This window comes from Ruegeria sp. HKCCD6604, from assembly GCF_013110635.1.
In the GTDB taxonomy this organism is placed as follows: domain Bacteria; phylum Pseudomonadota; class Alphaproteobacteria; order Rhodobacterales; family Rhodobacteraceae; genus Ruegeria.
In genome coordinates, this window is sequence record NZ_WVQW01000001.1 from 600586 (window position 1) to 622166 (window position 21581).

At 60.3% G+C, this 21581-nt stretch carries 22 protein-coding genes; 11 read left to right on the forward strand and 11 right to left on the reverse strand.

Annotation, left to right across the window (positions count from 1 at the left end):
• The first annotated feature begins 10 nt into the window (after positions 1-10).
• The 3 genes from GS614_RS02960 to GS614_RS02970 all read left to right on the forward strand — a co-directional run bounded on the left by GS614_RS02960 (position 11) and on the right by GS614_RS02970 (position 3212).
• Positions 11-754 carry a hypothetical protein gene (locus GS614_RS02960; RefSeq protein ID WP_171614202.1) on the forward strand — a complete coding sequence of 248 codons (744 nt, stop codon included), beginning with the start codon at positions 11-13 and terminating at the stop codon, positions 752-754.
• A complete protein-coding gene (locus GS614_RS02965; protein ID WP_253282420.1) occupies positions 751-1680 on the forward strand; it encodes a glycosyltransferase family 2 protein in 930 nt (309 codons plus the stop codon). Before GS614_RS02960 ends, GS614_RS02965 begins: the two co-directional genes overlap by 4 nt.
• Before the next feature lie 185 nt (positions 1681-1865).
• Positions 1866-3212 carry a DEAD/DEAH box helicase gene (locus GS614_RS02970; protein ID WP_152458188.1) on the forward strand — a complete coding sequence of 449 codons (1347 nt, stop codon included), beginning with the start codon at positions 1866-1868 and terminating at the stop codon, positions 3210-3212.
• On the opposite strand, the gene GS614_RS02975 is transcribed toward GS614_RS02970, so the two are convergent.
• The 3 genes from GS614_RS02975 to GS614_RS02985 are packed head-to-tail and all read right to left on the reverse strand — an operon-like array spanning position 3209 to position 5231.
• Positions 3209-4111: an EamA family transporter gene (locus GS614_RS02975; protein ID WP_171725477.1), complete on the reverse strand. Its 903-nt coding sequence runs from the start codon at positions 4109-4111 to the stop codon at positions 3209-3211. The two genes, GS614_RS02970 and GS614_RS02975, sit on opposite strands and share 4 nt — an antisense overlap.
• A 21-nt stretch (positions 4112-4132) precedes the next feature.
• Positions 4133-5035 carry a fatty acid desaturase gene (locus GS614_RS02980; RefSeq protein WP_171725478.1) on the reverse strand — a complete coding sequence of 301 codons (903 nt, stop codon included), beginning with the start codon at positions 5033-5035 and terminating at the stop codon, positions 4133-4135.
• Complete coding sequence (locus GS614_RS02985) at positions 5028-5231, reverse strand: DUF2061 domain-containing protein (protein ID WP_171167827.1); 204 nt, start codon at positions 5229-5231, stop codon at positions 5028-5030. Before GS614_RS02985 ends, GS614_RS02980 begins: the two co-directional genes overlap by 8 nt.
• A gap of 108 nt (positions 5232-5339) precedes the next feature.
• On the opposite strand from GS614_RS02985, the gene GS614_RS02990 reads away from it, so the two are divergent.
• Together GS614_RS02990 and GS614_RS02995 are read left to right on the forward strand one after the other, a co-directional pair.
• Positions 5340-6209 (forward strand): helix-turn-helix domain-containing protein, encoded by an 870-nt coding sequence (locus tag GS614_RS02990; protein ID WP_171725479.1) that lies wholly within the window; start codon positions 5340-5342, stop codon positions 6207-6209.
• Positions 6210-6288: 79 nt separating this feature from the next.
• Positions 6289-6471: a hypothetical protein gene (locus GS614_RS02995; protein ID WP_117868740.1), complete on the forward strand. Its 183-nt coding sequence runs from the start codon at positions 6289-6291 to the stop codon at positions 6469-6471.
• Position 6472: 1 nt separating this feature from the next.
• Here GS614_RS02995 and GS614_RS03000 read toward each other — a convergent pair whose 3' ends face one another.
• The 4 genes from GS614_RS03000 to GS614_RS03015 form a co-directional block, all read right to left on the reverse strand.
• On the reverse strand, positions 6473-7231 hold the full coding sequence (locus GS614_RS03000; protein WP_171115584.1) for an SDR family oxidoreductase: 759 nt from the start codon (positions 7229-7231) through the stop codon (positions 6473-6475).
• Positions 7228-8694: a carnitine 3-dehydrogenase gene (locus tag GS614_RS03005; RefSeq protein ID WP_171167821.1), complete on the reverse strand. Its 1467-nt coding sequence runs from the start codon at positions 8692-8694 to the stop codon at positions 7228-7230. The genes GS614_RS03000 and GS614_RS03005 overlap by 4 nt, the downstream gene beginning before the upstream one ends.
• 8 nt (positions 8695-8702) lie before the next feature.
• The gene (locus GS614_RS03010) at positions 8703-9020 is read right to left on the reverse strand and encodes a hypothetical protein (protein ID WP_171725480.1); all 318 of its coding nucleotides are present in this window, start codon (positions 9018-9020) and stop codon (positions 8703-8705) included.
• A 61-nt stretch (positions 9021-9081) separates the two neighbouring features.
• The gene (locus GS614_RS03015; protein ID WP_171115578.1) at positions 9082-9996 is read right to left on the reverse strand and encodes a 3-keto-5-aminohexanoate cleavage protein; all 915 of its coding nucleotides are present in this window, start codon (positions 9994-9996) and stop codon (positions 9082-9084) included.
• Positions 9997-10129: 133 nt separating this feature from the next.
• On the opposite strand from GS614_RS03015, the gene GS614_RS03020 reads away from it, so the two are divergent.
• The gene (locus tag GS614_RS03020) at positions 10130-11116 is read left to right on the forward strand and encodes a GlxA family transcriptional regulator (RefSeq protein WP_171665400.1); all 987 of its coding nucleotides are present in this window, start codon (positions 10130-10132) and stop codon (positions 11114-11116) included.
• Between the two features lie 76 nt (positions 11117-11192).
• On the opposite strand, the gene GS614_RS03025 is transcribed toward GS614_RS03020, so the two are convergent.
• Genes GS614_RS03025 through GS614_RS03035 form a run of 3 tightly spaced genes read right to left on the reverse strand, consistent with a single transcriptional unit; the run spans position 11193 to position 14200 of the window.
• Entirely contained in the window at positions 11193-12239 is a 1047-nt protein-coding gene (locus GS614_RS03025; RefSeq protein ID WP_171725481.1) for an aldo/keto reductase, read from the reverse strand.
• A 31-nt stretch (positions 12240-12270) separates the two neighbouring features.
• Positions 12271-12729 (reverse strand): DNA polymerase III subunit chi, encoded by a 459-nt coding sequence (locus GS614_RS03030; RefSeq protein WP_171362732.1) that lies wholly within the window; start codon positions 12727-12729, stop codon positions 12271-12273.
• 4 nt (positions 12730-12733) lie between these two features.
• The gene (locus GS614_RS03035; RefSeq protein ID WP_171167811.1) at positions 12734-14200 is read right to left on the reverse strand and encodes a leucyl aminopeptidase; all 1467 of its coding nucleotides are present in this window, start codon (positions 14198-14200) and stop codon (positions 12734-12736) included.
• A gap of 229 nt (positions 14201-14429) precedes the next feature.
• Between GS614_RS03035 and lptG the strand changes: the two genes are divergently transcribed.
• The 5 genes from lptG (at position 14430) to rsmA (ending at position 20825) form a co-directional block, all read left to right on the forward strand.
• On the forward strand, positions 14430-15530 hold the full coding sequence (gene lptG / locus GS614_RS03040) for an LPS export ABC transporter permease LptG (protein WP_171168656.1): 1101 nt from the start codon (positions 14430-14432) through the stop codon (positions 15528-15530).
• Positions 15530-17692, forward strand: a complete 2163-nt coding sequence (locus GS614_RS03045) for an LPS-assembly protein LptD (protein ID WP_171725482.1) — start codon at positions 15530-15532, stop codon at positions 17690-17692. Before lptG ends, GS614_RS03045 begins: the two co-directional genes overlap by 1 nt.
• Positions 17683-18936, forward strand: coding sequence for a peptidylprolyl isomerase (locus GS614_RS03050; protein WP_171725483.1), 1254 nt, complete (start codon positions 17683-17685; stop codon positions 18934-18936). The genes GS614_RS03045 and GS614_RS03050 overlap by 10 nt, the downstream gene beginning before the upstream one ends.
• Positions 18933-19898 carry a 4-hydroxythreonine-4-phosphate dehydrogenase PdxA gene (gene pdxA / locus GS614_RS03055; RefSeq protein ID WP_171725484.1) on the forward strand — a complete coding sequence of 322 codons (966 nt, stop codon included), beginning with the start codon at positions 18933-18935 and terminating at the stop codon, positions 19896-19898. Before GS614_RS03050 ends, pdxA begins: the two co-directional genes overlap by 4 nt.
• Positions 19899-19982: 84 nt before the next feature.
• Positions 19983-20825, forward strand: coding sequence for a 16S rRNA (adenine(1518)-N(6)/adenine(1519)-N(6))-dimethyltransferase RsmA (gene rsmA, locus GS614_RS03060; protein WP_171725485.1), 843 nt, complete (start codon positions 19983-19985; stop codon positions 20823-20825).
• Between the two features lie 54 nt (positions 20826-20879).
• Here rsmA and GS614_RS03065 read toward each other — a convergent pair whose 3' ends face one another.
• Positions 20880-21458 (reverse strand): DUF4167 domain-containing protein, encoded by a 579-nt coding sequence (locus GS614_RS03065; protein ID WP_171614229.1) that lies wholly within the window; start codon positions 21456-21458, stop codon positions 20880-20882.
• Positions 21459-21581: the final 123 nt, after the last annotated feature.

Here is a 21581-nt window from a genome sequence, read left to right on the forward strand (position 1 = left end):
TCCTGCGCGCATGAGTGACGACGAACTGACCTATCCCGGTGGCCTGCCCGACATGCTGGACAGCTATGAGAACCGGCGCAGCCCGTTTCAGTTCGGCACCCTGACCCTGCCCGAGCTTGACGTCGATCTGGATGATCTGGCCAAACGCATCGTGCCCGACACCGCCACCGAATTGCCACCCGGGCGCAGCACCACCTGGGATCGCAAACGCGTTCAGATCGCGCGGGAATTCGTCGGAAAGTCAGAGCTTGCCTTCCTGAACGCCCAGCTGATCTCGAATCTCAGAAAACGCTCCTTTCCGCGTCAGGCCCCTGCGCTGTTCTGCCGGTTGTGGGACGAACAATCCGACCATCTTCTTTCCGCCCTCGACCTGCGTTGGCTGGTATCGTCTGTTCAGACCTTTGCGGATCACGGTCAGACGCCGACACAGCGCGAGGTCGGACATGCCTTGCGCGTGTTCTTCAGCATGATGAAGCTGTATGAGTTCGAGCGGCTCTTCTCGGGGCTGGCCCCGGAAACGCCGTTTCAGTTCAAGGACAGGAACCACGTCCCGCTGCCCTATCAGATGAAAGGCTTTTCCTTTGAAAAAGGCGGGCTTGACGTCAATCTCATCGCTCCGATCTGGACCAAGGCGATGAACGATCCCACGATTGCACCGCTGGTGGATCACCTGATGATCCAATTGAACAAGGACCCAGGTGGAGTTTTTCGACGCCTGAAACGCATGCGCGACACCCGCGCACCGCGCAAATGACCACCTGGGGCATTGTTTCCATGGTCCGGGGGCCAACCGAAGACGTCCTTCGGTTCGTGGCCCATCACCTCGAACTGGGGGCAGATTTCATGTATGTCTACATGGACGAACCCAACCGCCGCACGTTCAGAGCGCTGAGAATGCATCCCAAGGTCCGGGTCCGTAACTGTGATGACGCCTTTTGGGAAAAACGCGGACGCGCACGACCGGAAAAGCATCAGGTGCGCCAGTCGGTTCACGCCACTTTTGCCTATCGAAACACCCGGCTGGATTGGTTGACACATATCGATGTGGATGAGTTTCTTTGGCCGGCGGCGCCCATTTCTGATGTTCTGCGCGATGTCCCAGACACGGTTCCCGCGGTGCGTGTCCGCCCGTTGGAGGCCTTGGCCGGGGGCGATGACCTGTACAAAGCTCATATTCCGCATGGCCCGAACCGCGAATCGCTGGTCGAGACCATTTACCCGAATTACGGCGCCTTCGTCATGGGCGGTTTCCTGAGTCATGTTCAGGGAAAGCTGTTCGTGCGCACCGGGTTGAAAAACCTGAGCATCCGCATCCACAACCTGTTTCAGAACAAGGTGCTGCTGCCCTGCAAATACGAACTTCCGCAGATCGATCTGTGCCATCGTCATGCCCCGGACTGGGACCACTGGATAGCGCACTACCAGTTCCGCATGGATCGTGGCTCGTATCAGGCCGGCATGGCTCCGAATGTTCCGCGCGAACAGGGGGGGCTGAGCAAGAACGAACTGCTCAATTGGATCGAGGCCGAACAGGGCATGGTCGGGCTGCGTGCGTTCTACAATGAAATGAGCGGCGCGGACGCAGAGGTGCGCGCCAACCTGGAACGCCACGGCCTGCTGCGCCACCGCCCTTTGAACCTGGACGAAAAACTACAGAAACACTTCCCCGGAAGTTGCTGAATTGTTGCTGAAATTCACCGCAGACAAAAGGCAGGGTCAGGTGAAATTCTCTTCATTTGACCCCGATCAACGTTTTTGTTATGTCCGCGTACAAGCCGAAATGTCGCATTACGCGCATGGCCATCCGGGCCCGGCACATCTTTGACGCGCGGGCCAGGTCAAGTGTCCGCAAAAACCGGACATACATGACAAAATTCAACGAACTGAACCTGAACCCGAAGGTCCTCAAAGCCATTGAAGAGGCCGGATACGAATCCCCCACTCCGATCCAGGAAGGCGCGATTCCGCCCGCTCTGGAAGGCCGTGATGTCTTGGGGATTGCCCAGACCGGCACTGGCAAGACCGCCAGCTTCACACTGCCGATGATCACCCTGCTGGCCCGTGGCCGCGCCCGCGCGCGCATGCCGCGCTCGCTGGTGCTGTGTCCGACGCGGGAACTGGCCGCCCAGGTGGCCGAGAATTTCGACACCTATACCAAACACCTAAAACTGACCAAGGCGCTGTTGATCGGCGGTGTCAGCTTCAAAGAGCAAGAGGCCCTGATCGATCGCGGCGTCGACGTTCTGATCGCCACTCCGGGCCGCCTGCTGGACCATTTCGAACGTGGCAAGCTTCTGCTTACCGGTGTTCAGATCATGGTGGTGGACGAAGCCGATCGGATGCTGGATATGGGCTTTATTCCTGATATCGAACGCATCTTCTCGCTGACGCCGTTCACGCGGCAGACATTGTTCTTCTCGGCGACCATGGCTTCCGAGATCGAGCGCATCACGGATACTTTCCTGTCCGCCCCTGCCCGGGTTGAAGTCGCCCGGCAAGCGACCGCATCCGAGACGATCGAACAGGGCGTTGTCATGTTCAAAGGCGGCCGTCGGGACCGTGAAGCAAGCCAGAAACGCAACGTGCTGCGCGCCTTGATCGACGCAGAGGGCGAAAAGTGCACCAACGCAATCATCTTCTGCAATCGCAAGACAGATGTCGATATCTGCGCGAAATCGCTGAAGAAATACGGCTATGACGCTGCCGCGATCCATGGCGATCTGGACCAATCGCAGCGGATGAAGACGCTGGACGGGTTCCGCGACGGATCATTGCGTCTGCTGGTTGCGTCCGACGTCGCTGCGCGCGGTCTGGATGTTCCAGCCGTCAGCCACGTGTTCAATTTCGACGTCCCCGGCCACCCCGAGGATTACGTGCACCGTATCGGCCGCACCGGTCGCGCCGGGCGCGAAGGCAAGGCCATCACGATCTGCTCGGTCCGCGATGAAAAAGCCCTGGCTGCGATCGAAAAGCTGATCCAGAAGGACATCCCGCGCATCGACAATCCGGTCAAGGAAGAGCCCAAGCCTGAAAAGCCGAAGCCCGAGAAAAAAGCCCGGGACTCCGAAGCCAAGAAAGACACCCGGAAAGAGCGAGAGCCCAAAGGGCGTGGCCGCGGGCGCAAGGAAGACAATGGCCGGGCCGTGGTGGGTATGGGCGATCACCTGCCCAGCTTCATTGCCCTGAGCTTTGACGAGCGTCGTGCTGGCTAAATCGCCAGCACCAAGGCCAGTATCGAGACACCCAACAGCAACATCCCGGCGATTTCTCGCCGGGTGATCGTCTCGCGGAAAAACAGGATCGAGGCCATCAGGCTGAAGATCAGCTCTACCTGCCCCAGCGCTTTGACATAGGCTGCGTTTTGCAGTGTGAAGGCCCAGAACCAACAAAACGAACCACTCAGACTGGTCAGTCCGACAAACACGCCGGTGGATCGGGTTTGCCACACCGCGCGCAGTTCGGCCCGGTCGCGCCACAACAGCCACAGGCCCATGCTGACAAACTGAAACGTCACGACGGCGGCCAGGGTGATCAGTGCGCGGAACCAGGCGTCGGCATCACCCAATTGCAACGAGGCCCCGCGATAGCTGACGGCGGAAAATGCAAACAATACCCCTGATCCAAGCCCCAATTGGGACGCGCGGTTGGTCAGATGCCGCCACCAGGCGCCGCCTCCTCCGGGGGTTTTCGACAGCAAAAGCACCGCCATCAACCCCAACAGGATCGCAACCAGCGCGCCGCTGGAAACGCTGTCGCCCAAAACCAGAAAGCCGACGATCGCGGTCTGAATGACTTCGGTTTTCTTGAAGGTGATCCCGACCGCAAAGTTTCGTTGTTTGAACAACGCCACAACACAGATCGTCGCCAGGATTTGCGCCGTGCCTCCGATGACAGCGTACAGCCAGAACACTCCACCAATCGGAGGCAAGCTGGCGCCCGTTGTCAGCATCGCCACAAACAGCCCAGCAACGGCCAGCGGCATGGAATACGCAAATCGCGCAAAGGTCGCGCCGGCGGCAGACAGTTTCACGCGGCTCAAGGATTTTTGCAGCATGAACCGCACGGTCTGAAAACTGGCGGCGGCGATGGTGACAGGGATCCAGAGACTCATGTCACCCGTTGTGTCGCCAAATCAGTGCTTTGGCCAGAGCGGATGCGGAACCGGGTCCTTGGCGCGCAGCAGATACTGCCGGAAGATCTGTGCATAGGAGCGGTAAACATACGCCTCATTGCAGGCCAGATACCTGTCTTTGCCATCCCGATACAACGACGGCAGCCGATACCATGGCGCGGCGGGATTCATGTGATGAACAACATGCAGGTTGTTGTTCAGAAACAGAAACGCCAACGGCCCGCTGTCTTCGATAATCACGGTCCGCGCGCGAGACTTCTCGTGCGCGCGGTGTTCCAGAAACGTGCGGATCTTCAGCAATGCCAGCCCGATATAGGCCGAAATCAGATAGGCCCAGATCGGCATGGCCGATTGTGCAACGATCCACAGCACCGCAACCGCGCCGGGGATATGCAAAGCCCAGGCCAGCAGGATCGCCCTGTCGCCGCGCCGCAGCCCCCGCCATTCGTCGCGCAGAAACAGCACCTGCCCAATGGCCGGGCCCAGAACCATCCGCCCCAGAAGCGTGTTGTTCAGGGCCAGCACAGCCTGCACGCCACGCGGCAGGTCCGCCCAGACGTTGGGATCCAGATAGTTGGATTCGGGGTCGTCATACGGGTCGGTCAAAGTGGCATCCTGATGATGCGCCAAATGCAGATCGCGAAAACGGTTATACGGAATGGCCAGGGTCAGCGGCAGCGCCATCAGCGCCTCATTCAGCCATTTGGCTCGGAACGGGTGTCCGTGCAGGACTTCGTGCGTCAAAGACGAATGCAGGGCCGCAACAAAGCCCAAAGCCAGCACCGCCAACCACAGCGAAATATCCGCCAGCCAGAACAGCCCGAACAGCCATGCGGCATAGCATCCGACGATCAGGGCAAATGTACCCCATTCGGGCGACTTGGGTGTCGAGGGCTCAGCCATTGCGCCCCCAAGAAACTCCGGCCCAAATTCTTTCATAGACAATGTAAAGCGTCAGGCCGATGGCGGTATTCACCAGTGCCAATGCCCCGCCGACGGCGGCCGAGCCTGTGGCGATCAGGCCCACCAGAGTCATGGTGGCCAACCCCATGACATTCCACACGATTGCTTTCACGACCGATCTTCGCCGCGTTTCCATTCCGATCCCCATTCTTTTTGCTTTTACAAAGGGGTTACATTTCATTTCTCACGCTGAAAATTCTGAATATGATTAACAAAACTAATCATCTGTGATATTTTTCATCGCATGAAGGAAAACATCGACAAACGCGACCGCGCCGCTCAATTCCGCCTACGCCTTGCCCGCGCGATGGAGGACCGTCACGTCAGCCAAAGCGCGCTTGCGCGCCACATCGGCGTGGACCGTTCGACCGTTTCTCAGTTGTTGACCGGTCATGGCGCGCGTCTTCCCAACGCGCATGTTGTGGGTGGCTGTGCCGCGGCACTGGGTGTCTCGGCTGACTGGTTGCTGAGCCTGTCCGACAGACCGGAAAGCGCGGCAGAGATTTTGGCCAGTTCCCTGTCCTTTACGGAAGCCCCTCGCGCCCTTGTCGATGAGCGGATTTTCGACTGGCACAAAGAAGCCGCCGGGTACAAGATCCGCTATGTTCCGGCCACCCTGCCCGACATGCTCAAGACGCGCGCGGTGCTGGAGTGGGAATATGCCCCCCATCTGGGTCGCACGGCAGATCAGGCCATCGGTGCATCCGAAGACAGGTTGACCTGGATGCGCAGTGCGCAGTCTGATTACGAAATTGCAATGCCATTGTTCGAGATCGAAAGCTTTGCAAGCGGCACGGGGTATTACCAAGGCCTTTGCCCGGCGATTCGTCAGGAGCAGATCGATCATCTGCTGGAGCTGTGTGAACAGCTTTATCCCCGAATGCGTATCTATCTGTTCGATGCCAAACGGCTTTATTCGGCCCCTGTAACGATTTTTGGGCCGCTGCTGTGCGTTTTTTACGCAGGCAGTCACTATATGGCGTTCCGTGACCGGGACCGGATCGAGACGTTTTCACGGCACTTCGACACACTTGTGCGCGAGGCCGATGTGGCCGCCCGCGATTTCCCCGACCACTTGCGACAACTCAGAACGGCAGTATCCGGCAAGAATTGATGCAGCGGCGCAAAACCTGTGCTATCGTCCCTTGGCGCGAACCAACGGGCATTCCGATCACAAACGGAGGACCACAGGAATGGACGCAATTCAAACCGCTCAATACGCGCGCGCGCTGTATGCCGCGCACGGAGACCGGGCCGAGGCGGAAGCCGCGCAGAAAATGCGCGAATGCGAAGCCGCCGGAAACCAGAAAGAGGCGCAGGATTGGCAGGCGGTCCGTCAGACCATCCGCCAGATCCGGGGACCAAATCAGGGCTGACCTACAGTTTCGGGTCGGGGTTGACCGTGTGCCCATCCACCGCAATCACCTGCCCAGACACCAGCCGTGCTGCGTCTGAAGCAAGAAAGACGGCCATATTGGCGATATCCTGCGCTTCCACAAAGCGCCCCATAGAGGTGCCCGAGGCATAGCCCTGATAGACCTCATCGCGGGTCATGCCTTTCGCAGCTGCCTCTCGGGCCAAGACACCTTCCATACGCGGGCCTTCCACGGCACCCGGGCAAATGGCGTTTGCGCGAATGCCCATCGGCCCAAGTTCCATCGCCAGCGTTTTCATCAACCCTATGACCGCCCATTTGGCCGAGGCATAGGGCGCTCGGAACGGATAGCCGTACTGACCAGCTGTCGAAGAGGTCAAAATGATGCTGCCCGCCCGCGCCGATTTCATCATAGGGGCCGCGTGCTTGGCGGCCAGAAAGGCCCCGTCCAGATTGACCGCGACGCAGGCGCGCCATGCATCCAGATCGATATCCTCGATCGCGTTGGTCGGCCCGGCGACTCCGGCATTTGCGCACAGAACATCCAGCCCGCCTGCGGCCCCGACAGCCTGAAACACCGCGCTCATGTCGGCCTCATTTGTCACATCAGCCCTGTGCGCCACCCAATGGTCGGGCAAGATATCCAGGGCTGACTGGTCAATATCCGTTACCCAGACATCATAACCAGCAGCGTCAAACGCCGCGGCCATGGCATGACCGACACCCGATGCCCCGGCCGTTACCAATACGCGCCTGGTCACGATGGCTTCCGAATGGCGGCACCCGCCCCTTCAGGGTAAGGCAAACCGGCCTGTGCCTCGGCAATCCGCGCCATCGCTGCTTCGATCTTGGGCGACGGCGGGCTGGGACGGCGGGTTTCAAGACTGACATGCAGCAGAAAGCTCTCGCCCGTGGCCAACAGCTTGTCACCTTCATACATGCTGTGAAAGACATGCAGCTTCTTGCCCTGCCCCAACAGCATCTGCGTGCGCACGTCGATCTTCGCCCCTGCATGGACTTCGTCGATGTAACGGATGTGGTTTTCGGCGGTGAAATAGCTGCCACCCGACGCGATATACTCCATATCGCAACCGATGATCTCCATGAAACGGTCCGTGGCGGCCGCAAAGGCTTCCAGATACTTGGCTTCGTTCATATGGCCGTTGTAATCCGTCCAGTCCAACGGAACGGCGCGGGACAGGGTCAGAATCGGCTGGCTCAGATCCGCCTGATCCAGCGACGGCAGGGCACCCGGTTTCAACAGCGCATCATGCTGGTTCAGCACCGCCCCCGCACCATAGTTCTGCGCCTTGAGGGCACGCATCATGCCAACAAGGTTGTTGTCGCGAATGCGCTCCAGTTCACGGATCGAATGCATCCCTGATTGCGCGTCCGACTGATCCGCGATCAGGTCGACCAGTTCATCGGTGAATTCCGGCACGTCCATCAGCTTGGTCCAGGGCCATTTCAAGGCTGGCCCGAACTGAGCCATGAAATGTCGCATTCCCGCTTCACCTCCGGCCACGCGATAGGTTTCGAACAATCCCATCTGCGCCCAGCGGATGCCAAAGCCCATCCGGATCGCCTCGTCGATCTCTTCGGTCGTGGCGATGCCATCCTTGACCAGCCACAGCGCCTCGCGCCAGACCGCCTCAAGGAACCGGTCGGCGATATGCGCGTCGATCTCTTTCTTGACATGCAGCGGAAAGAATCCAACCGAGGTCAGCAATTCCCTGGCCCGCTCAATCATCTGCGGTGGGTTTTTGTCGGTCGGCACCAGCTCGATCAGCGGCAGCAGATAGACTGGATTGAACGGGTGCGTCACGACGATCTGTTCGGGCCGCAAAGCACCGTCCTGAAGCTCCGATGGTTTGAACCCGCTGGTCGATGACCCGATGATCGCGTCTGGATCACAAGCTTCCTGCAAGCCCTTGTAAACCTTCAGCTTCAAATCCAGCCGCTCTGGCACGCTTTCCTGGATCCACGTCGCGCCCTGTACGGCGTCGGCCATGTCGTCATGAAAGCTCAGCGCGCCCTCGGCCGGCAACGGAACGTCACTCAGCCCCGGCAGGGATCGCCGCGCATTGTCCAGTACTTCGCCTATTTTGCGTTCTGCTTCGGGGTCCGGGTCGAACACCCGAACGTCCCAGCCATTGAGCAGGAACCGTGCGGCCCATCCGCCGCCGATGACACCGCCCCCAATAATTGCTGCCGTCTTTGTCATGCTGTCCTCTAATCGATACAGATTACCTGCGCGCGCGCCGTCTCATCCAAATGCGGAATGCATCCGAATTTCGGCGTCACCGCGCTGCATTGTTTGGTGTCCGACAGGCAGAACCCTGCGCAGTCAGAGGCTTTTTCACAGGAGTTTCCAGCGTCGGGCAAAGGTTCAAAGCAGATAAACTGCCGTATCCGCCCGCCCATCTCATAGCTTCCCCCTTTGGCTTCGCAGTCCTTGCGGGCCAAAGGGTCTTCCGCGGTCTGTGCCACCCCGACCCGGGGCAGACATACGGCCAGAACCGTCGCGCAGATTACAAGCACCGATCGCATTGCTCACTTCCTTTTGCTGGCCCCCCTGCACTTACCGGTCATGGCAAGGGACGCAAACAGGTCAACCTTTGGGAGCCCGTTTGACCAGCCCCAACTTCTCGCGCACCTCGGCCGGCCCGATCACCCGCGCGCCCATGTTCTCGATGATGGTGCCTGCGCGTTCGACCAGTTGCCAGTTTTCGGCCAGCACACCCTTGTCCAGCCACAGGTTGTCCTCGAGCCCCACGCGCACATTGCCGCCCGCCAGCACCGAGGCCGCCACATAGGCCATCTGATGCCGCCCCAGCGAGAACGCGCTGAAGGTCCAGTCATCGGGCACGTTGTTCACCATCGCCATGAAGGTGTTCAGATCATCCGGCGCCCCCCACGGCACGCCCATGCACAGTTGAACCAGGGCGTTGGGTTCCAGAATTCCCTCTTTCACCAGTTGCTTGGCAAACCACAGATGGCCGGTGTCAAAGGCCTCGATCTCGGGTTTCACGCCCAGATCGGTCATCATCTGCCCCATCGCTCGCAACGCGCCGGGCGTGTTGGTCATGACGTAATCCGCCTCGGCAAAGTTCATCGTGCCGCAATCCAGCGTGCAGATTTCGGGCAGGCATTCGGCCACATGCGCCACGCGTTCGGTCGCGCCAACCAGATCGGTTCCAGCCTCGGCCAATGGCAACGGGTTTTCGATACCGCCGAACACCATGTCTCCGCCCATGCCAGCCGTAAGGTTCAGCACTGCGTCCACCTCGGCATCCCGAATCCGATCGGTCACCTCACGATACAGCGCCAGATCGCGCGACGGGGCACCTGTTTCGGGGTCGCGCACATGGCAGTGCACCACGGCCGCACCCGCCTTCGCGGCAGCAATCGCACTGTCGGCAATTTGCTTCGGTGAACGCGGCACATGAGGGCTTCGATCCTGCGTCCCGCCCGAGCCGGTCACGGCGCAGGTGATGAAGACTTCGCGGTTCATTTCCAGAGGCATGGCGTTTTCCCCAAGTTATACCCGGTTTTGCCTTGGGTTTTCCCCAGGCTTCTCCCCGGATTCCGATTTGCGTTCTGCCCCGACTCTGGCGCAGCCTTGGGAAAACCACTTGGCAGAATGCGAATCGAACTTGATGCAATCCGCAAAAAACATACTGCAACCCGAACATCGGGCCCTGAAAACCGCCGTTCTGGTGCTGGACGAATGCAACACGCTCAGCTTCGCCTCGGCGGTCGATCCGATGCGCGCGGCCAACCGTCTGGCGGAACGGCCCGCCTTTGACTGGGACTATGTGACCGCCACAGCCGAACCCGCGATGCTGACCAGCGCCTTGCAAGTACCCGGCATCCCGCTCGCTCGCCTGCAAGGTTGCGACCTAATGATTGTCGTCGCGGGCTTCCAACTGGCCCGCCACGCCACCCCCAGCCTGCTGGCCGGGCTGCGCCGCATTGCCGGTACCGGGGCGACGATGGCCGGGATTGACGGCGGCCCCTGGCTGCTGGCCGAGGCCGGGCTGCTGGACGGCCACCCCGCGACGACCCACTGGGAAGACCTGGAAAGCTTCGCTTCCCGCTTCCCCGACGTCGAAGTGCGCCCCGACCGTTTCACCGTCTCGGACAGTCGCCTGACCTCTGGCGGCGCGATTCCCGCTGTCGAGATGATGCTGCACATCATCGCCGCCCGTCATGGCGCGGGTTTCGCCTCCCGTGTCTCGGGCCTGTTCCTCTATGATGGCGCGCCGGACCCGGGCAAACCGCAAAGCCGCACCGGCGTCCCACATCGCCACACCGCGCTGACGGCAAAGGCGAATTCGTTGATGCAGGCATCCTTGGATGACCCCCTGCCACTGGCCCATATCGCAGACCAGCTGGGCACCAGCCCGCGCACCCTGCAACAACAGTTCCGCTTGCGCCTGAACACCACGCCGCAGGATCACTATCTGCAACTGCGCCTGGCCGAGGCCCGCCGTCTGGTCACTGACACCGACCTTCCATTGATGGATGTCGCGCTGGCCACCGGTTTTGCCTCGCAATCCAGTTTCGCCCGCGCTTTCCGCACCGCGCATGGCCAATCTGCCCGCGACCTCAGGCAAGAGCGCGCGCACCCCACCCATCACTGACCGGATCCAACTTCATCTGGCCAGAAATATCCCGGGGGAGGCACGCGCAGCGTGCCGGGGGCAGAGCCCCCTCGCCTCAGTACGGCATCGGGCGCGCCTTGTGGACAGCGTCCAGCTCGGCCAGCAACTCCTTTGACAACGTCAAATCCGCACCGGCCAATACGTGTTCAAGCTGCGCGACCGTGGTCGCGCCAAAAATCGCCGACATCATGAATGGTCGCGAGCGGCACCAGGCCAACGCCATATGGGTCGGATCCAGGCCATGTCGCGCGGCAACATCCAGATAGGCCGCGACCGCATCAAACACCCGGTCAGACTTGCGCCCGCCCAATTGAGGTGAAAGCGACATACGTGAGCCGTCCGGCACGGCCCCGCCCTGGTATTTCCCGGTCAGCAGCCCGGTGCCCAGGGGTGAAAACGCCATCAGGCCGACATCTTCATGTACGCTCAGCTCGGCCATGTCGGTATCGAACAGACGGCACAGCAACGAATACTCATTCTGTACGGACGCCGCACGCGGTGTGCCCGTCTGCTCGGCCAGTCTCAGCCATTGCGCCGTACCCCATGCGCTTTCATTCGACAGGCCAAAAGCGCAGATGTTGCCTTTGTCCACCTGAACCTGCAAGGCCTCCAGACACTCCTGCATATTTTCCAGAACGTCCGCGGTATTGTGGCCCGAAGGCGCATAATCCCAGTTTTGACGGAACATATAGCTGCCGCGATTGGGCCAGTGGAACTGGTAGAGATCGATGTAATCCGTCTGCAAACGCCGCAAAGACCCTTCGATGGCCTCGGGAATGGTCTTGGCGGTGATCGGCGCACCGTCGCGAACATATGACAGCCCCTCACCCGAATGCTTGGTCGCCAGTACGAAATCCGCCCGGCGCGACGAATTTGCAGCGTTCCAATTTCCAAGAATTTCTTCGGTACGACCAATTGTCTCTTTGGCGACAGGATTCACGGGATACATCTCGGCGGCATCCACAAAGTTGATCCCCGCATCCAGCGCCATGTCCATCTGCCGGTGCGCATCCGCTTCCGAGGTCTGTGACCCGAACGTCATCGTCCCGAGGCAAAGATCGCTCACGACAATCCCGGTGCGGCCCAGAGGCTTCATCTGCATCCTCAAATCTCCTGATAAATGGCACGGCCGGTCAGGCTTCGGCCTTCTTTTCCCACCGCCCGGTTTCTTCCGACCAGTATTGCGCGGCGCATCCGGCGCCGGTCAGCGTCTTCCACTGCCCGCGCGCGTGCTGTACGGCCATGTCGTCATTGCCGTCGAACAGAATGCAAACCCGCTCCAGGGCCGACACCTCTTCGGGTTCGACCGGCGCGCCGTCCACCGCCATGACACACACCGCGCCGTTGGGGGCCTCGGCGCTGGTGGTCAGAAGGATCGGCTGCTCGGCGTCATGCGGGCCGCCTTCGCGACCATGCGGCAGGAACCCGTCCTCGGGGCCCAGCCACAGCTTTTCATCCAGCCAGTCCATCCGTGCGGGATCGGTGCCCCGCACGGCAATCTTCCACCCGGCCTGTCGCGCCTTGTCCAGCAGCACAGGCAAGGTGTGCTCCAGCGGCTGGCGGGTCAGATGGTAGAAATAGACGGCACCCATTCGCTTACTCGAAATTGTCCTGCACGAACCGGCTCAGCGCGCGCACACCCCAGCCCGTGGCACCTTTGGGCGCATAGGATGTCTCGGACGACACCGAGGCCACACCCGCGATATCCAGATGGATCCAGGGCGTATCCTCTTTCACGAAACGTTGCAGAAACTGCGCCGCCGTGATCGAGCCCGCCGGACGGCCACCGACGTTCTTCATGTCGGCGATGCGCGATTTGAGCAGCTTGTCATAGGCATCGCCCAACGGCATCCGCCACGCGCCTTCATCCTCGGCCCGGGCCGATTTCAGGAAGGCGTCACAGAATGTGTCATTGTTGGAAAACACACCTGCATTCTCATGACCCAGCCCGATGATGATCGCCCCGGTCAGGGTGGCCAGATCGATCATGCCCACCGGATTGAACCGCTCCTGTGCGTACCACATCACGTCGCACAGAACCAAACGGCCTTCGGCATCGGTGTTGATGATCTCGACCGTGTCGCCCTTCATCGACTTGACCACATCGCCCGGACGGGTGGCATTGCCCGAAGGCATGTTCTCGACTAGCCCGACAAGGCCCACCACATTGGCCTTGGCCTTGCGCTTGGCCAACGCGCGCATCGTGCCCGCGACAACACCGGCACCGCCCATGTCCATGGTCATGTCTTCCATGCCACCGGCCGGTTTCAGCGAAATGCCCCCTGTGTCGAAAACCACGCCCTTGCCCACCAAAGCCAAGGGCGCATCGTCCTTGTCGCCGCCATTCCAGTGCATCACGACGACTTTGGACGGGCTGGCAGAGCCCTGCCCGACGCTCAGCAAAGTGCGCATGCCCAGTTCAGCCAGCTTGTCCTCTTCCAGAACTTCGACTTCCAGGCCCAACTCCTGCATCTCGACAAGACGATCGGCAAATTCCGTGGTCGTCAGAACATTTGCGGGTTCGTTGGTCAGATCACGCGTCATCCGCACGCCGTCGGCAATCGCGTATAGCGGTGCAAACTCTGCTTCGGCTTCCTTGGGTTTTGAATGTCCGATCGTAATTGAACCGCTGCCTTCGCTGTCCTTGGTTTTGTGCGCGTTGAAATCATAACTGCGCAGCACCATGCCAAGGGCCAGATTTTCGGTATGCGCCTGATTGCCGACCATCACCAGCATGTCCTTGCCACCTGCGGATTTGGCCAACGCGGCACCAGCCTTGCGGGCCTCGTCGGCTTCCGGGCGGCGCGGCAGCACGACGACGTCCAGCGCTTCGGCCGCCATCCCAGCCGGCCAGGCCATCGAGATAACATCGCCGGTCTTGGACTTTCCGAATTTCTCACTTTCGACAAGCCGCGCCACAGCGCCTTTCGTCAGACGATTGGCCCGACGCGCCGCAGGGTTCATTTTTCCGTCCGACGGAATGATGATGGCCACCCGCCCTTCGGCCTGCGCCATCGCATCCAAGTCAAACTCCTGAAAGCGGACCGGTATCAGACTGCTCATTGCAAACTCCTCGAATTCTGTTCCCCAAGACCTAGCCCGCGCCGCCCGACTTGACCAGATAGCAGTTTTCCCCGCGTTTCAATTGCAGTAAGGTCCCGAAAAAATAACCGGCAGGCTCGGGGGAGAAAGACGTGACACGAGAGGGCAGGCATACGCCGTCGCGCAGGAAGACATGCACGCGCGATTTCGGCCCGTTTTCCGGCGCAAAAGGCTTGGCGGGGGCAGTCTTGTGATCCTCGACCGCTATTTCGCCCGCCGCTTTCTACAGAGCTTTCTGGTCATCGGCGGTATTTTTCTGACCTTGATGATTCTCATCGATCTGATCGAACAGATCCGCCGATTTGACGACGTCGACCTGTCCTTCGGCCAATTGTTGCACCTGACGCTTCTGAACACACCGGCCGCCATTAGTGAAATGCTGCCCCTGCTGGTCATTCTGTCCACCATTGCCTTGTTCGTCGGGCTGGCGCGGACCTCTGAACTCGTGGTGACCCGCGCCACGGGTCGCTCGGGTATCCGCGCACTGGTCGCGCCAGCGGCGCTGGCCCTGATCATCGGTGCGCTTGCGGTGGCATTGCTGAACCCCATCTCTGCGGCCACATCCCAGGAATTCCAACGCCTGTCCGATTCCTATCGCAACAACGGCAGTTCAGCGCTTTCGATCAGCAGCGAAGGCCTTTGGCTGCGTCAATCGGCGGAAAACGGACAGGCCGTCATCCATGCCCGGGGCACCTCGAACGGGGATACGCTGGGCCTGGACGACGTGACCATCATCACCTTTGCGCGCGATGGCAAACCCACCCAGCAGATCGTCGCCGACAGGGCCGTGCTGGAAGACCGAAACTGGGTCCTGTCGCGGGCCAAGATCTGGAATTTGCAGAATGGGCAGAACCCCGAAACCAGTTCGGTGGAGCATGAACGGCTGGAGTTGCCGACCTCGCTGACCCGGCAGCGGATTCTGGACACTCTGGGGCAACAGGATTCAGTGTCGGTTTTTGACCTGCCGCAACTGATCAAGGATCTGCGCGAAGCCGGGTTTTCGACCAAGCAATATGAAGTCTGGTTGCAGGTGCAGCTGGCCCGGCCGTTCTTTCTGGTCTCGATGGTGCTGATCGGGGCTGCTTTCACCATGCGCCACGTTCGGTTCGGCGGTACCGGAATAGCAGTTTTGACGGCCGTACTGCTTGGCTTTGCCATCTATTTCGTCCGCAATTTTGCGCAAATCCTCGGGGAAAACGGACAATTGCCCGTCTATATCGCGGCCTGGGCGCCGCCCTTCGCCGCCATCTTGTTGTCCCTTGGCCTGCTTCTACACGCGGAGGACGGCTGATGCGGAGCATGATTTCCCTGCTGCTGACCAGCGCAATCGCGTTGTCGGCACCGACCGTTCTGGCGGCGCAAACCACGTCGGCCGAGCCTGACCCGCAAGCTGCGCAGTCACAGGCCGAACCCGCCCTTTTGGTTGCCGACAAAGTCTTTATTACACCCGACAGAAAACTGGTGGCCGAAGGCAATGTCGAAGCCTTTCAGGGCGATACCAAGCTGTCAGCCCAACGTGTCACCTATGACCGGGAAACCGGTGAGCTGACGCTCGAGGGACCTATTCGCATTGATCAGGGGGGCCAGTCGACCCTTCTGGCCGATTCCGGACAGCTGGACAGCGGTATCCAAAACGGTCTGCTGATCGGTGCTCGGATGGTTTTCGATCAGCAGATCCAGATTGCCTCGGTTCAGGCGAAACGGGCAGCGGGCCGCTATACGCAATTCAGCAAGGTCTCGGCCACTTCCTGCCATGTCTGCACCAATGGTAAGCCACCCCTTTGGCAGATCCGCGCCCGCAAGGTCACACATGACCAGTTGGAGCGGCAATTGTACTTTGAAGGCGCGCAGCTTCGCGTGCTTGATTATCCGGTATTCTATTTCCCGTATCTGCGCTTGCCGGATCCGACATTGGAGCGCGCAACCGGCTTTCTTGTGCCGTCGATCCGCAGCACCTCACAACTGGGAACGGGGGTTCAGGTTCCCTATTTCTTCAAGCTGGGGGACCACAAGGATCTGACCTTGACGCCGTACTTGTCGGGCAAGACCACGACGCTGGGGTATCGATATCGCCAGGCGTTCGTGAACGGGCGCATTCAGCTTGAAGGGGCCTATACCCGTGATGATGTCCAGCCCGATCAGGATCGCGGTTATCTGTTCGCCAGCGGTTGGTTCAACCTGAAGAACGATTTCCGGCTGACATTCGCTCTGCAAACCACCTCGGACGACGCCTATCTGGCGGACTACGGGCTGCCGGGCCTGGATCGTTTGCGCAGCGAGATAGCGCTGGAACGGATCAAACGCGACACCGCGTTCAAAACAAGCCTGATCCATTACAAAACACTGCGTGACAGTGAAAATCAGGACGAAATCCCATCCCGCGTCTTCGACCTGAATTATGAAAAGCGATTCTTCCCCGGCGCACTTGGCGGCGAGGTTCGGCTGGCTTTCATCGGTCACGCACATGAACGCACCAGCGACGCCGATATCGTTGGCCGTGACCTAGCAAGGGCAACTGTTGATGCCGAATGGTTGCGAAGCTGGACACTTGCATCGGGCCTGCGCGCGGACGCGACGCTGGGCGCATCGGTGGATACGTTCAATATTCGCCATGACAGCAACTTTCCCAGCAATGTGACCCGCTCGACGCCGCGCGCGGCGTTGACGCTTCGCTATCCGATGACCCGTCGTGAAAAGACCGGCGCGGTTCAGCTTCTGGAACCGATCGCACAGTTGGGATGGACCCATGTCTCGGACACTGATGTGCCAGATGATGAAAGCACGTTTCAGGAATTCGATCAGGGTAACCTGCTGGCCCTGTCCCGATTCCCTGCGGAAGATCAGCGCGAAGACGGTGCCACCGGGGTCATCGGCCTGAACTGGGCCCGCTATGGTGCAGACGGACAGCAGGCGCTTGTAACGTTGGGTCAGGTGTTTCGGGCGGATGCCGACCCGAATTTCACCCTGACGTCCGGGTTGCAGGGCACCACGTCCGACTTGCTGGTGGCGGGGCAAATCACCACGGCCAACGGTTGGTCACTCGGCGGGCGCGGTCTGATAGACAGCGATTTCAGTTTCGTCAAAGCTGAATTGCGCGGCGCCTGGGCATCCGAGTTTGCCGGCCTGTCCGGAAGTTATATCTGGCAGGAAGAGGATCCGGCGGAAAACATTGCGGATGAAATCTCGGAAATATGGCTTCTGGGCCGCTATCAAGTCGACCAGAACTGGCTTACGAATGCCGAGGCACGCTATGATCTGAACCAGTCAGAGCCAATCCGGTTGGGGCTTGGTGTAACCTACCAGAACGAATGTGTTCAGGTTAACATGTCCGTAAGCAGACGCTTTACTTCAACATCCACTATTGAGCCTTCGACAGAATTCGGCTTTACCCTATCGCTGACAGGATACGCCCTTGAAGGCGGTGGTAACACATACAAGAGAAAATGCAGTTGATATCAGGTTTCTCCAGGTTTCTTCGTTCCGGTTGGCACAAACCGGTCACGCCGGCACTGGCCGCCGTTTTCCTCGCTTTTTCAGCACTGCAGGTCAGCGCCCAGAGCCTGTTCTCGCCAGCGATCCGCGTGAATCAGGATATCGTCACCTGGTACGAACTGGAACAACGCCTGCAATTCCTGAATGTTCTGGGCCTGCCCGGCGGCAATGAAGCTGACGTCAGAGAAGCCCTGATCGAAGAAAAGTTGCGCAAGCAGGCCATGCGTGAAGCAGGCGTGGAAGCTGCGCCGGAAGCCGTACAACTGGGTATCGACGAGTTCGCCTCGCGCGGGCAATTGTCCACCGAACAATTCCTGCAACTTTTGGGTGAGGCAGGCGTCGACCCGGAAACTGTCCGTGATTACGTTGCAGATCAGCTGGCCTGGCGCGACTATATCAGCTCGCGCTATCTGTCGCAGGCCCGTCCGACCGAAGACGAGATTGATCGCGCGCTGGGACAAACCGGTGGCGGCGGCCTTCAGGTTTTGCTGTCCGAGATCATCATCCCGGTGAACCCGCAAACCGTTGCACAGACCGAATTGCTGGCGGAAGAAATCTCGCGACTTGAAACTATCGAAGCGTTTTCAGCCGCAGCGGCGCAATATTCCGGAGCGGCAACCCGCAACGAAGGCGGACGACTGGACTGGCTGAATATCTCCAACCTGCCGCCTGCCTTGCAGCCGGTTATTCTTGGGCTCCAGAACGGCGAGATCACCGACCCCATCAGTTTGCCAAACGCCGTTGCCCTGTTTCAGTTGCGCGGATTGCGCGAGGTGGCGACCGCTGCGCCGCGGATTTCCAAGCTAGATTATGCTGCCTATTACCTGCCGGGTGGTCGCAGCGCCGAGACCCTGGCACGGGCTGCCGCCCTGCGGGAGGAGATCGACACCTGCGATGACTTGTATGGAGTCGCCAAAGATCAACCCGTCGAAGTCCTGGACCGCATCGAAGCCAGCCCTTCAGAAGTACCACGTGATTTCGCCGTAGAACTGGCCAAGCTGGATCGCTTCGAGGTGTCAACAAACCTGACCCGTAACAACGGGCAGACGCTTGTGTTCTTGATGCTGTGCAACCGAGTCCGCGACCTGGGCGAAGACACCTCGCGGGCGGATGTCGCGAATGCACTGGCGCAGCAGCGGCTACAGGCCTTTGCGTCCAGCCTGGTAGAGCAGCTGCGGGCTGACGCCACCATTGTTCAAGAATGACACGCCCGATTGCGCTCAGCTGCGGTGAACCGGCCGGGATCGGCCCTGAAATCGCGGCCAAAGCGTGGGCCGAGCTGCGCCAAACCTGCCCGTTTTTCTTTATCGGCGATGCCAACCACCTGCCTGCTGGCACGCCCATTGCGAAAATCCAAACCGCTTCGGATGCTGTTGCAGTCTGTGATCAGGCCTTGCCCGTGCTGCAACTGAACTTCCCTGCTGCAAACATGCCCGGCCAGCCGGACCCAGCCAATGCCCCATCGGTGATCGATGCCATCGAAACCGGCGTAGACCTTGTAAATGGGGGCGCAGCGGCCGCTCTGTGCACCGCGCCCATTCACAAGAAGGCCCTGATCGACGGGGCCGGGTTTACCTATCCCGGCCATACCGAGTTTCTGGCTGCGCTGTCGGGCACCCGCCGGGTTGTCATGATGCTTGCCAGCGACCAGTTGCGGGTTGTCCCGGCGACAATCCACATTCCCCTGGCGCAGGTTCCCGCCGCGCTGACACCCGACCTGCTTCGCGAGACGATCGAAATCACCACGCGCGGTCTGCGCGACCAGTTTGGCATACAACACCCCCGCATCGCCATAGCCGGCCTGAACCCCCATGCCGGCGAAGGTGGCAAAATGGGCAGCGAGGAGCTTGACTGGATCGCCCCAATGCTGGCCGATCTGAACCCGGAAGCTGCGACCCTGACGGGCCCGCACCCTGCGGATACGCTGTTCCACGCCGCTGCCCGCGCCCGCTATGACGCGGCGATCGCAATGTATCATGATCAGGCCCTGATCCCGATCAAGACACTGGATTTCGACCGGGGCGTAAACGTCACCCTTGGCCTGCCCTTCATCCGCACGTCGCCAGATCATGGCACTGCACTGGATATCGCCGGGAAAGGCATCGCCAATCCTACCAGCCTGATCGAAGCTCTGAAGCTTGCCCAACGCATGGCACAAGGCTCTTGATCCTTCATCTGGCTGAAAATATCCCCGCCGGAGGCATAAAATTTCTGGCGCTGCCCCTGCGGCCTGCGTCACGGTAATCGGATCATGGGTGCTATCGACAATCTCCCCCCTCTGCGCGAGGTCATCGCCACACATCAACTCTCGGCGCGCAAATCCTTGGGTCAGAACTTCCTGCTGGACCTCAACCTGACCGCCAAAATCGCCCGTCAGGCTGGCGATCTTGCAGACTGCGACGTACTGGAAATCGGCCCCGGTCCTGGTGGCCTCACCCGAGGGCTCTTGTCCGAAGGCGCACGCAAGGTCGTGGCGGTGGAAAAAGACACCCGTTGCATCGCCGCCCTGAACGATATCGCCGCTGCCTATCCCGGAAGGCTGGAGGTCATCAATGGTGACGCGCTCGAGATCAACCCGCTGGAACACCTGACCCCGCCAATCCGCATCGCGGCCAACCTTCCATACAACGTCGGCACCGAACTGCTTGTGCGCTGGCTGACACCCCCGGAATGGCCCCCCTTCTGGCAGAGCCTGACACTGATGTTCCAACGCGAAGTGGCCGAACGCATCGTGGCCCGGCCGGGCAGCAAGGCGTATGGCCGCCTCGCCATCCTTGCCCAATGGCGGGCCGAGGCGCGCATCGCCATGTCCCTTCCCCCCGGCGCCTTCACCCCTCCGCCCAAAGTCTCCAGCGCGGTGGTCCACCTGACCGCCCTGCCCGAACCGCGCTATCCTGCTAACGCAGCGACCCTGTCGCGAGTGGTGGCCTCTGCCTTCAATCAACGCCGCAAAATGCTGCGCGCCTCGCTCAAAGGCGTTGCCCCGGATATCGAGGATCGCTTGCGGGCCGCAGGTATCCAACCCACTGAACGGGCCGAGCAGGTTCCGCTTGAAGCGTTCTGTGCCCTGGCGCGCGAAATCCAGAAACCCTGATCACAAAAAAGCCCCGAGGCTTGACCTCGGGGCTTTGCAAATTCTGATGCCGGCTTATTCAGCCGCTTCCGGTGCGTCGCCATCCGTTTTGGGCGCATCTTCAGCCGCTGGCGCCGGTTTGGGTTTGCGTGCCCGCGGTTTGCGCACAGGCTTTTCCTTCTTCTCAGCTGCCGGGGCTTCGGCCCCTTTGCTTTCCGGTGTCTCGACCAGACCGCTTTCCGGAGCAGCGTCCGGTGCCGCGAAATCCATTACGTCCGGCTGCGGCGCTTCGGCGGGATCGGCCTGCCTGGCCGCTTCACGTTCCTGGCGCTCGGCGCGCTCACGGTCACGCTCGGCCTGACGTTCGCGGTTCTGGCGCTCCTGCTCTTCGCGGCGCGCTTCAATCTCGCGCTGCGCCTCACTCAGCATGCGCAGATAATGTTCCGCGTGCTGCTGGAAGTTTTCCGCCGCAACGCGGTCGTTTGACAGCTGAGCGTCACGCGCCAGCTGATTGTACTTATCAATGATTTGCTGCGGTGTGCCACGCACCTTGCCTTCAGGGCCCGAGCTGTCAAAAACCCGGTTCACGACGTTACCGCCGGAAGGACGATTGCGGTTGTTCTTGGCCCGCGAGCGGGATTTGGAAGATCTCATTTTACTTTACGTCAGCCTTATCAATGCGCTGTCGCTCAACCCGTGTTTTGCACTGCTCTGAGGCGTTTGCCGTGACGGGATGTCGACTTTTTTGGGCTTGGCGTCAGGGGTGCGCTGCAACAG

What these genes read in the sequence shown, in the direction of transcription:
- GS614_RS02960 (WP_171614202.1), top strand. Translation starts at nt 11, where the DNA reads ATGAGTGACGACGAACTGACCTATCCCGGTGGCCTGCCCGACATGCTG.
- GS614_RS02965 (WP_253282420.1), top strand. Translation starts at nt 751, where the DNA reads ATGACCACCTGGGGCATTGTTTCCATGGTCCGGGGGCCAACCGAAGAC.
- GS614_RS02970 (WP_152458188.1), top strand. Translation starts at nt 1,866, where the DNA reads ATGACAAAATTCAACGAACTGAACCTGAACCCGAAGGTCCTCAAAGCC.
- GS614_RS02975 (WP_171725477.1), bottom strand. Translation starts at nt 4,111, where the DNA reads ATGAGTCTCTGGATCCCTGTCACCATCGCCGCCGCCAGTTTTCAGACC.
- GS614_RS02980 (WP_171725478.1), bottom strand. Translation starts at nt 5,035, where the DNA reads ATGGCTGAGCCCTCGACACCCAAGTCGCCCGAATGGGGTACATTTGCC.
- GS614_RS02985 (WP_171167827.1), bottom strand. Translation starts at nt 5,231, where the DNA reads ATGGAAACGCGGCGAAGATCGGTCGTGAAAGCAATCGTGTGGAATGTC.
- GS614_RS02990 (WP_171725479.1), top strand. Translation starts at nt 5,340, where the DNA reads ATGAAGGAAAACATCGACAAACGCGACCGCGCCGCTCAATTCCGCCTA.
- GS614_RS02995 (WP_117868740.1), top strand. Translation starts at nt 6,289, where the DNA reads ATGGACGCAATTCAAACCGCTCAATACGCGCGCGCGCTGTATGCCGCG.
- GS614_RS03005 (WP_171167821.1), bottom strand. Translation starts at nt 8,694, where the DNA reads ATGACAAAGACGGCAGCAATTATTGGGGGCGGTGTCATCGGCGGCGGA.
- GS614_RS03010 (WP_171725480.1), bottom strand. Translation starts at nt 9,020, where the DNA reads ATGCGATCGGTGCTTGTAATCTGCGCGACGGTTCTGGCCGTATGTCTG.
- GS614_RS03015 (WP_171115578.1), bottom strand. Translation starts at nt 9,996, where the DNA reads ATGCCTCTGGAAATGAACCGCGAAGTCTTCATCACCTGCGCCGTGACC.
- GS614_RS03020 (WP_171665400.1), top strand. Translation starts at nt 10,130, where the DNA reads ATGCAATCCGCAAAAAACATACTGCAACCCGAACATCGGGCCCTGAAA.
- GS614_RS03025 (WP_171725481.1), bottom strand. Translation starts at nt 12,239, where the DNA reads ATGCAGATGAAGCCTCTGGGCCGCACCGGGATTGTCGTGAGCGATCTT.
- GS614_RS03030 (WP_171362732.1), bottom strand. Translation starts at nt 12,729, where the DNA reads ATGGGTGCCGTCTATTTCTACCATCTGACCCGCCAGCCGCTGGAGCAC.
- GS614_RS03035 (WP_171167811.1), bottom strand. Translation starts at nt 14,200, where the DNA reads ATGAGCAGTCTGATACCGGTCCGCTTTCAGGAGTTTGACTTGGATGCG.
- GS614_RS03045 (WP_171725482.1), top strand. Translation starts at nt 15,530, where the DNA reads ATGCGGAGCATGATTTCCCTGCTGCTGACCAGCGCAATCGCGTTGTCG.
- GS614_RS03050 (WP_171725483.1), top strand. Translation starts at nt 17,683, where the DNA reads ATGCAGTTGATATCAGGTTTCTCCAGGTTTCTTCGTTCCGGTTGGCAC.
- pdxA (WP_171725484.1), top strand. Translation starts at nt 18,933, where the DNA reads ATGACACGCCCGATTGCGCTCAGCTGCGGTGAACCGGCCGGGATCGGC.
- rsmA (WP_171725485.1), top strand. Translation starts at nt 19,983, where the DNA reads ATGGGTGCTATCGACAATCTCCCCCCTCTGCGCGAGGTCATCGCCACA.
- GS614_RS03065 (WP_171614229.1), bottom strand. Translation starts at nt 21,458, where the DNA reads ATGAGATCTTCCAAATCCCGCTCGCGGGCCAAGAACAACCGCAATCGT.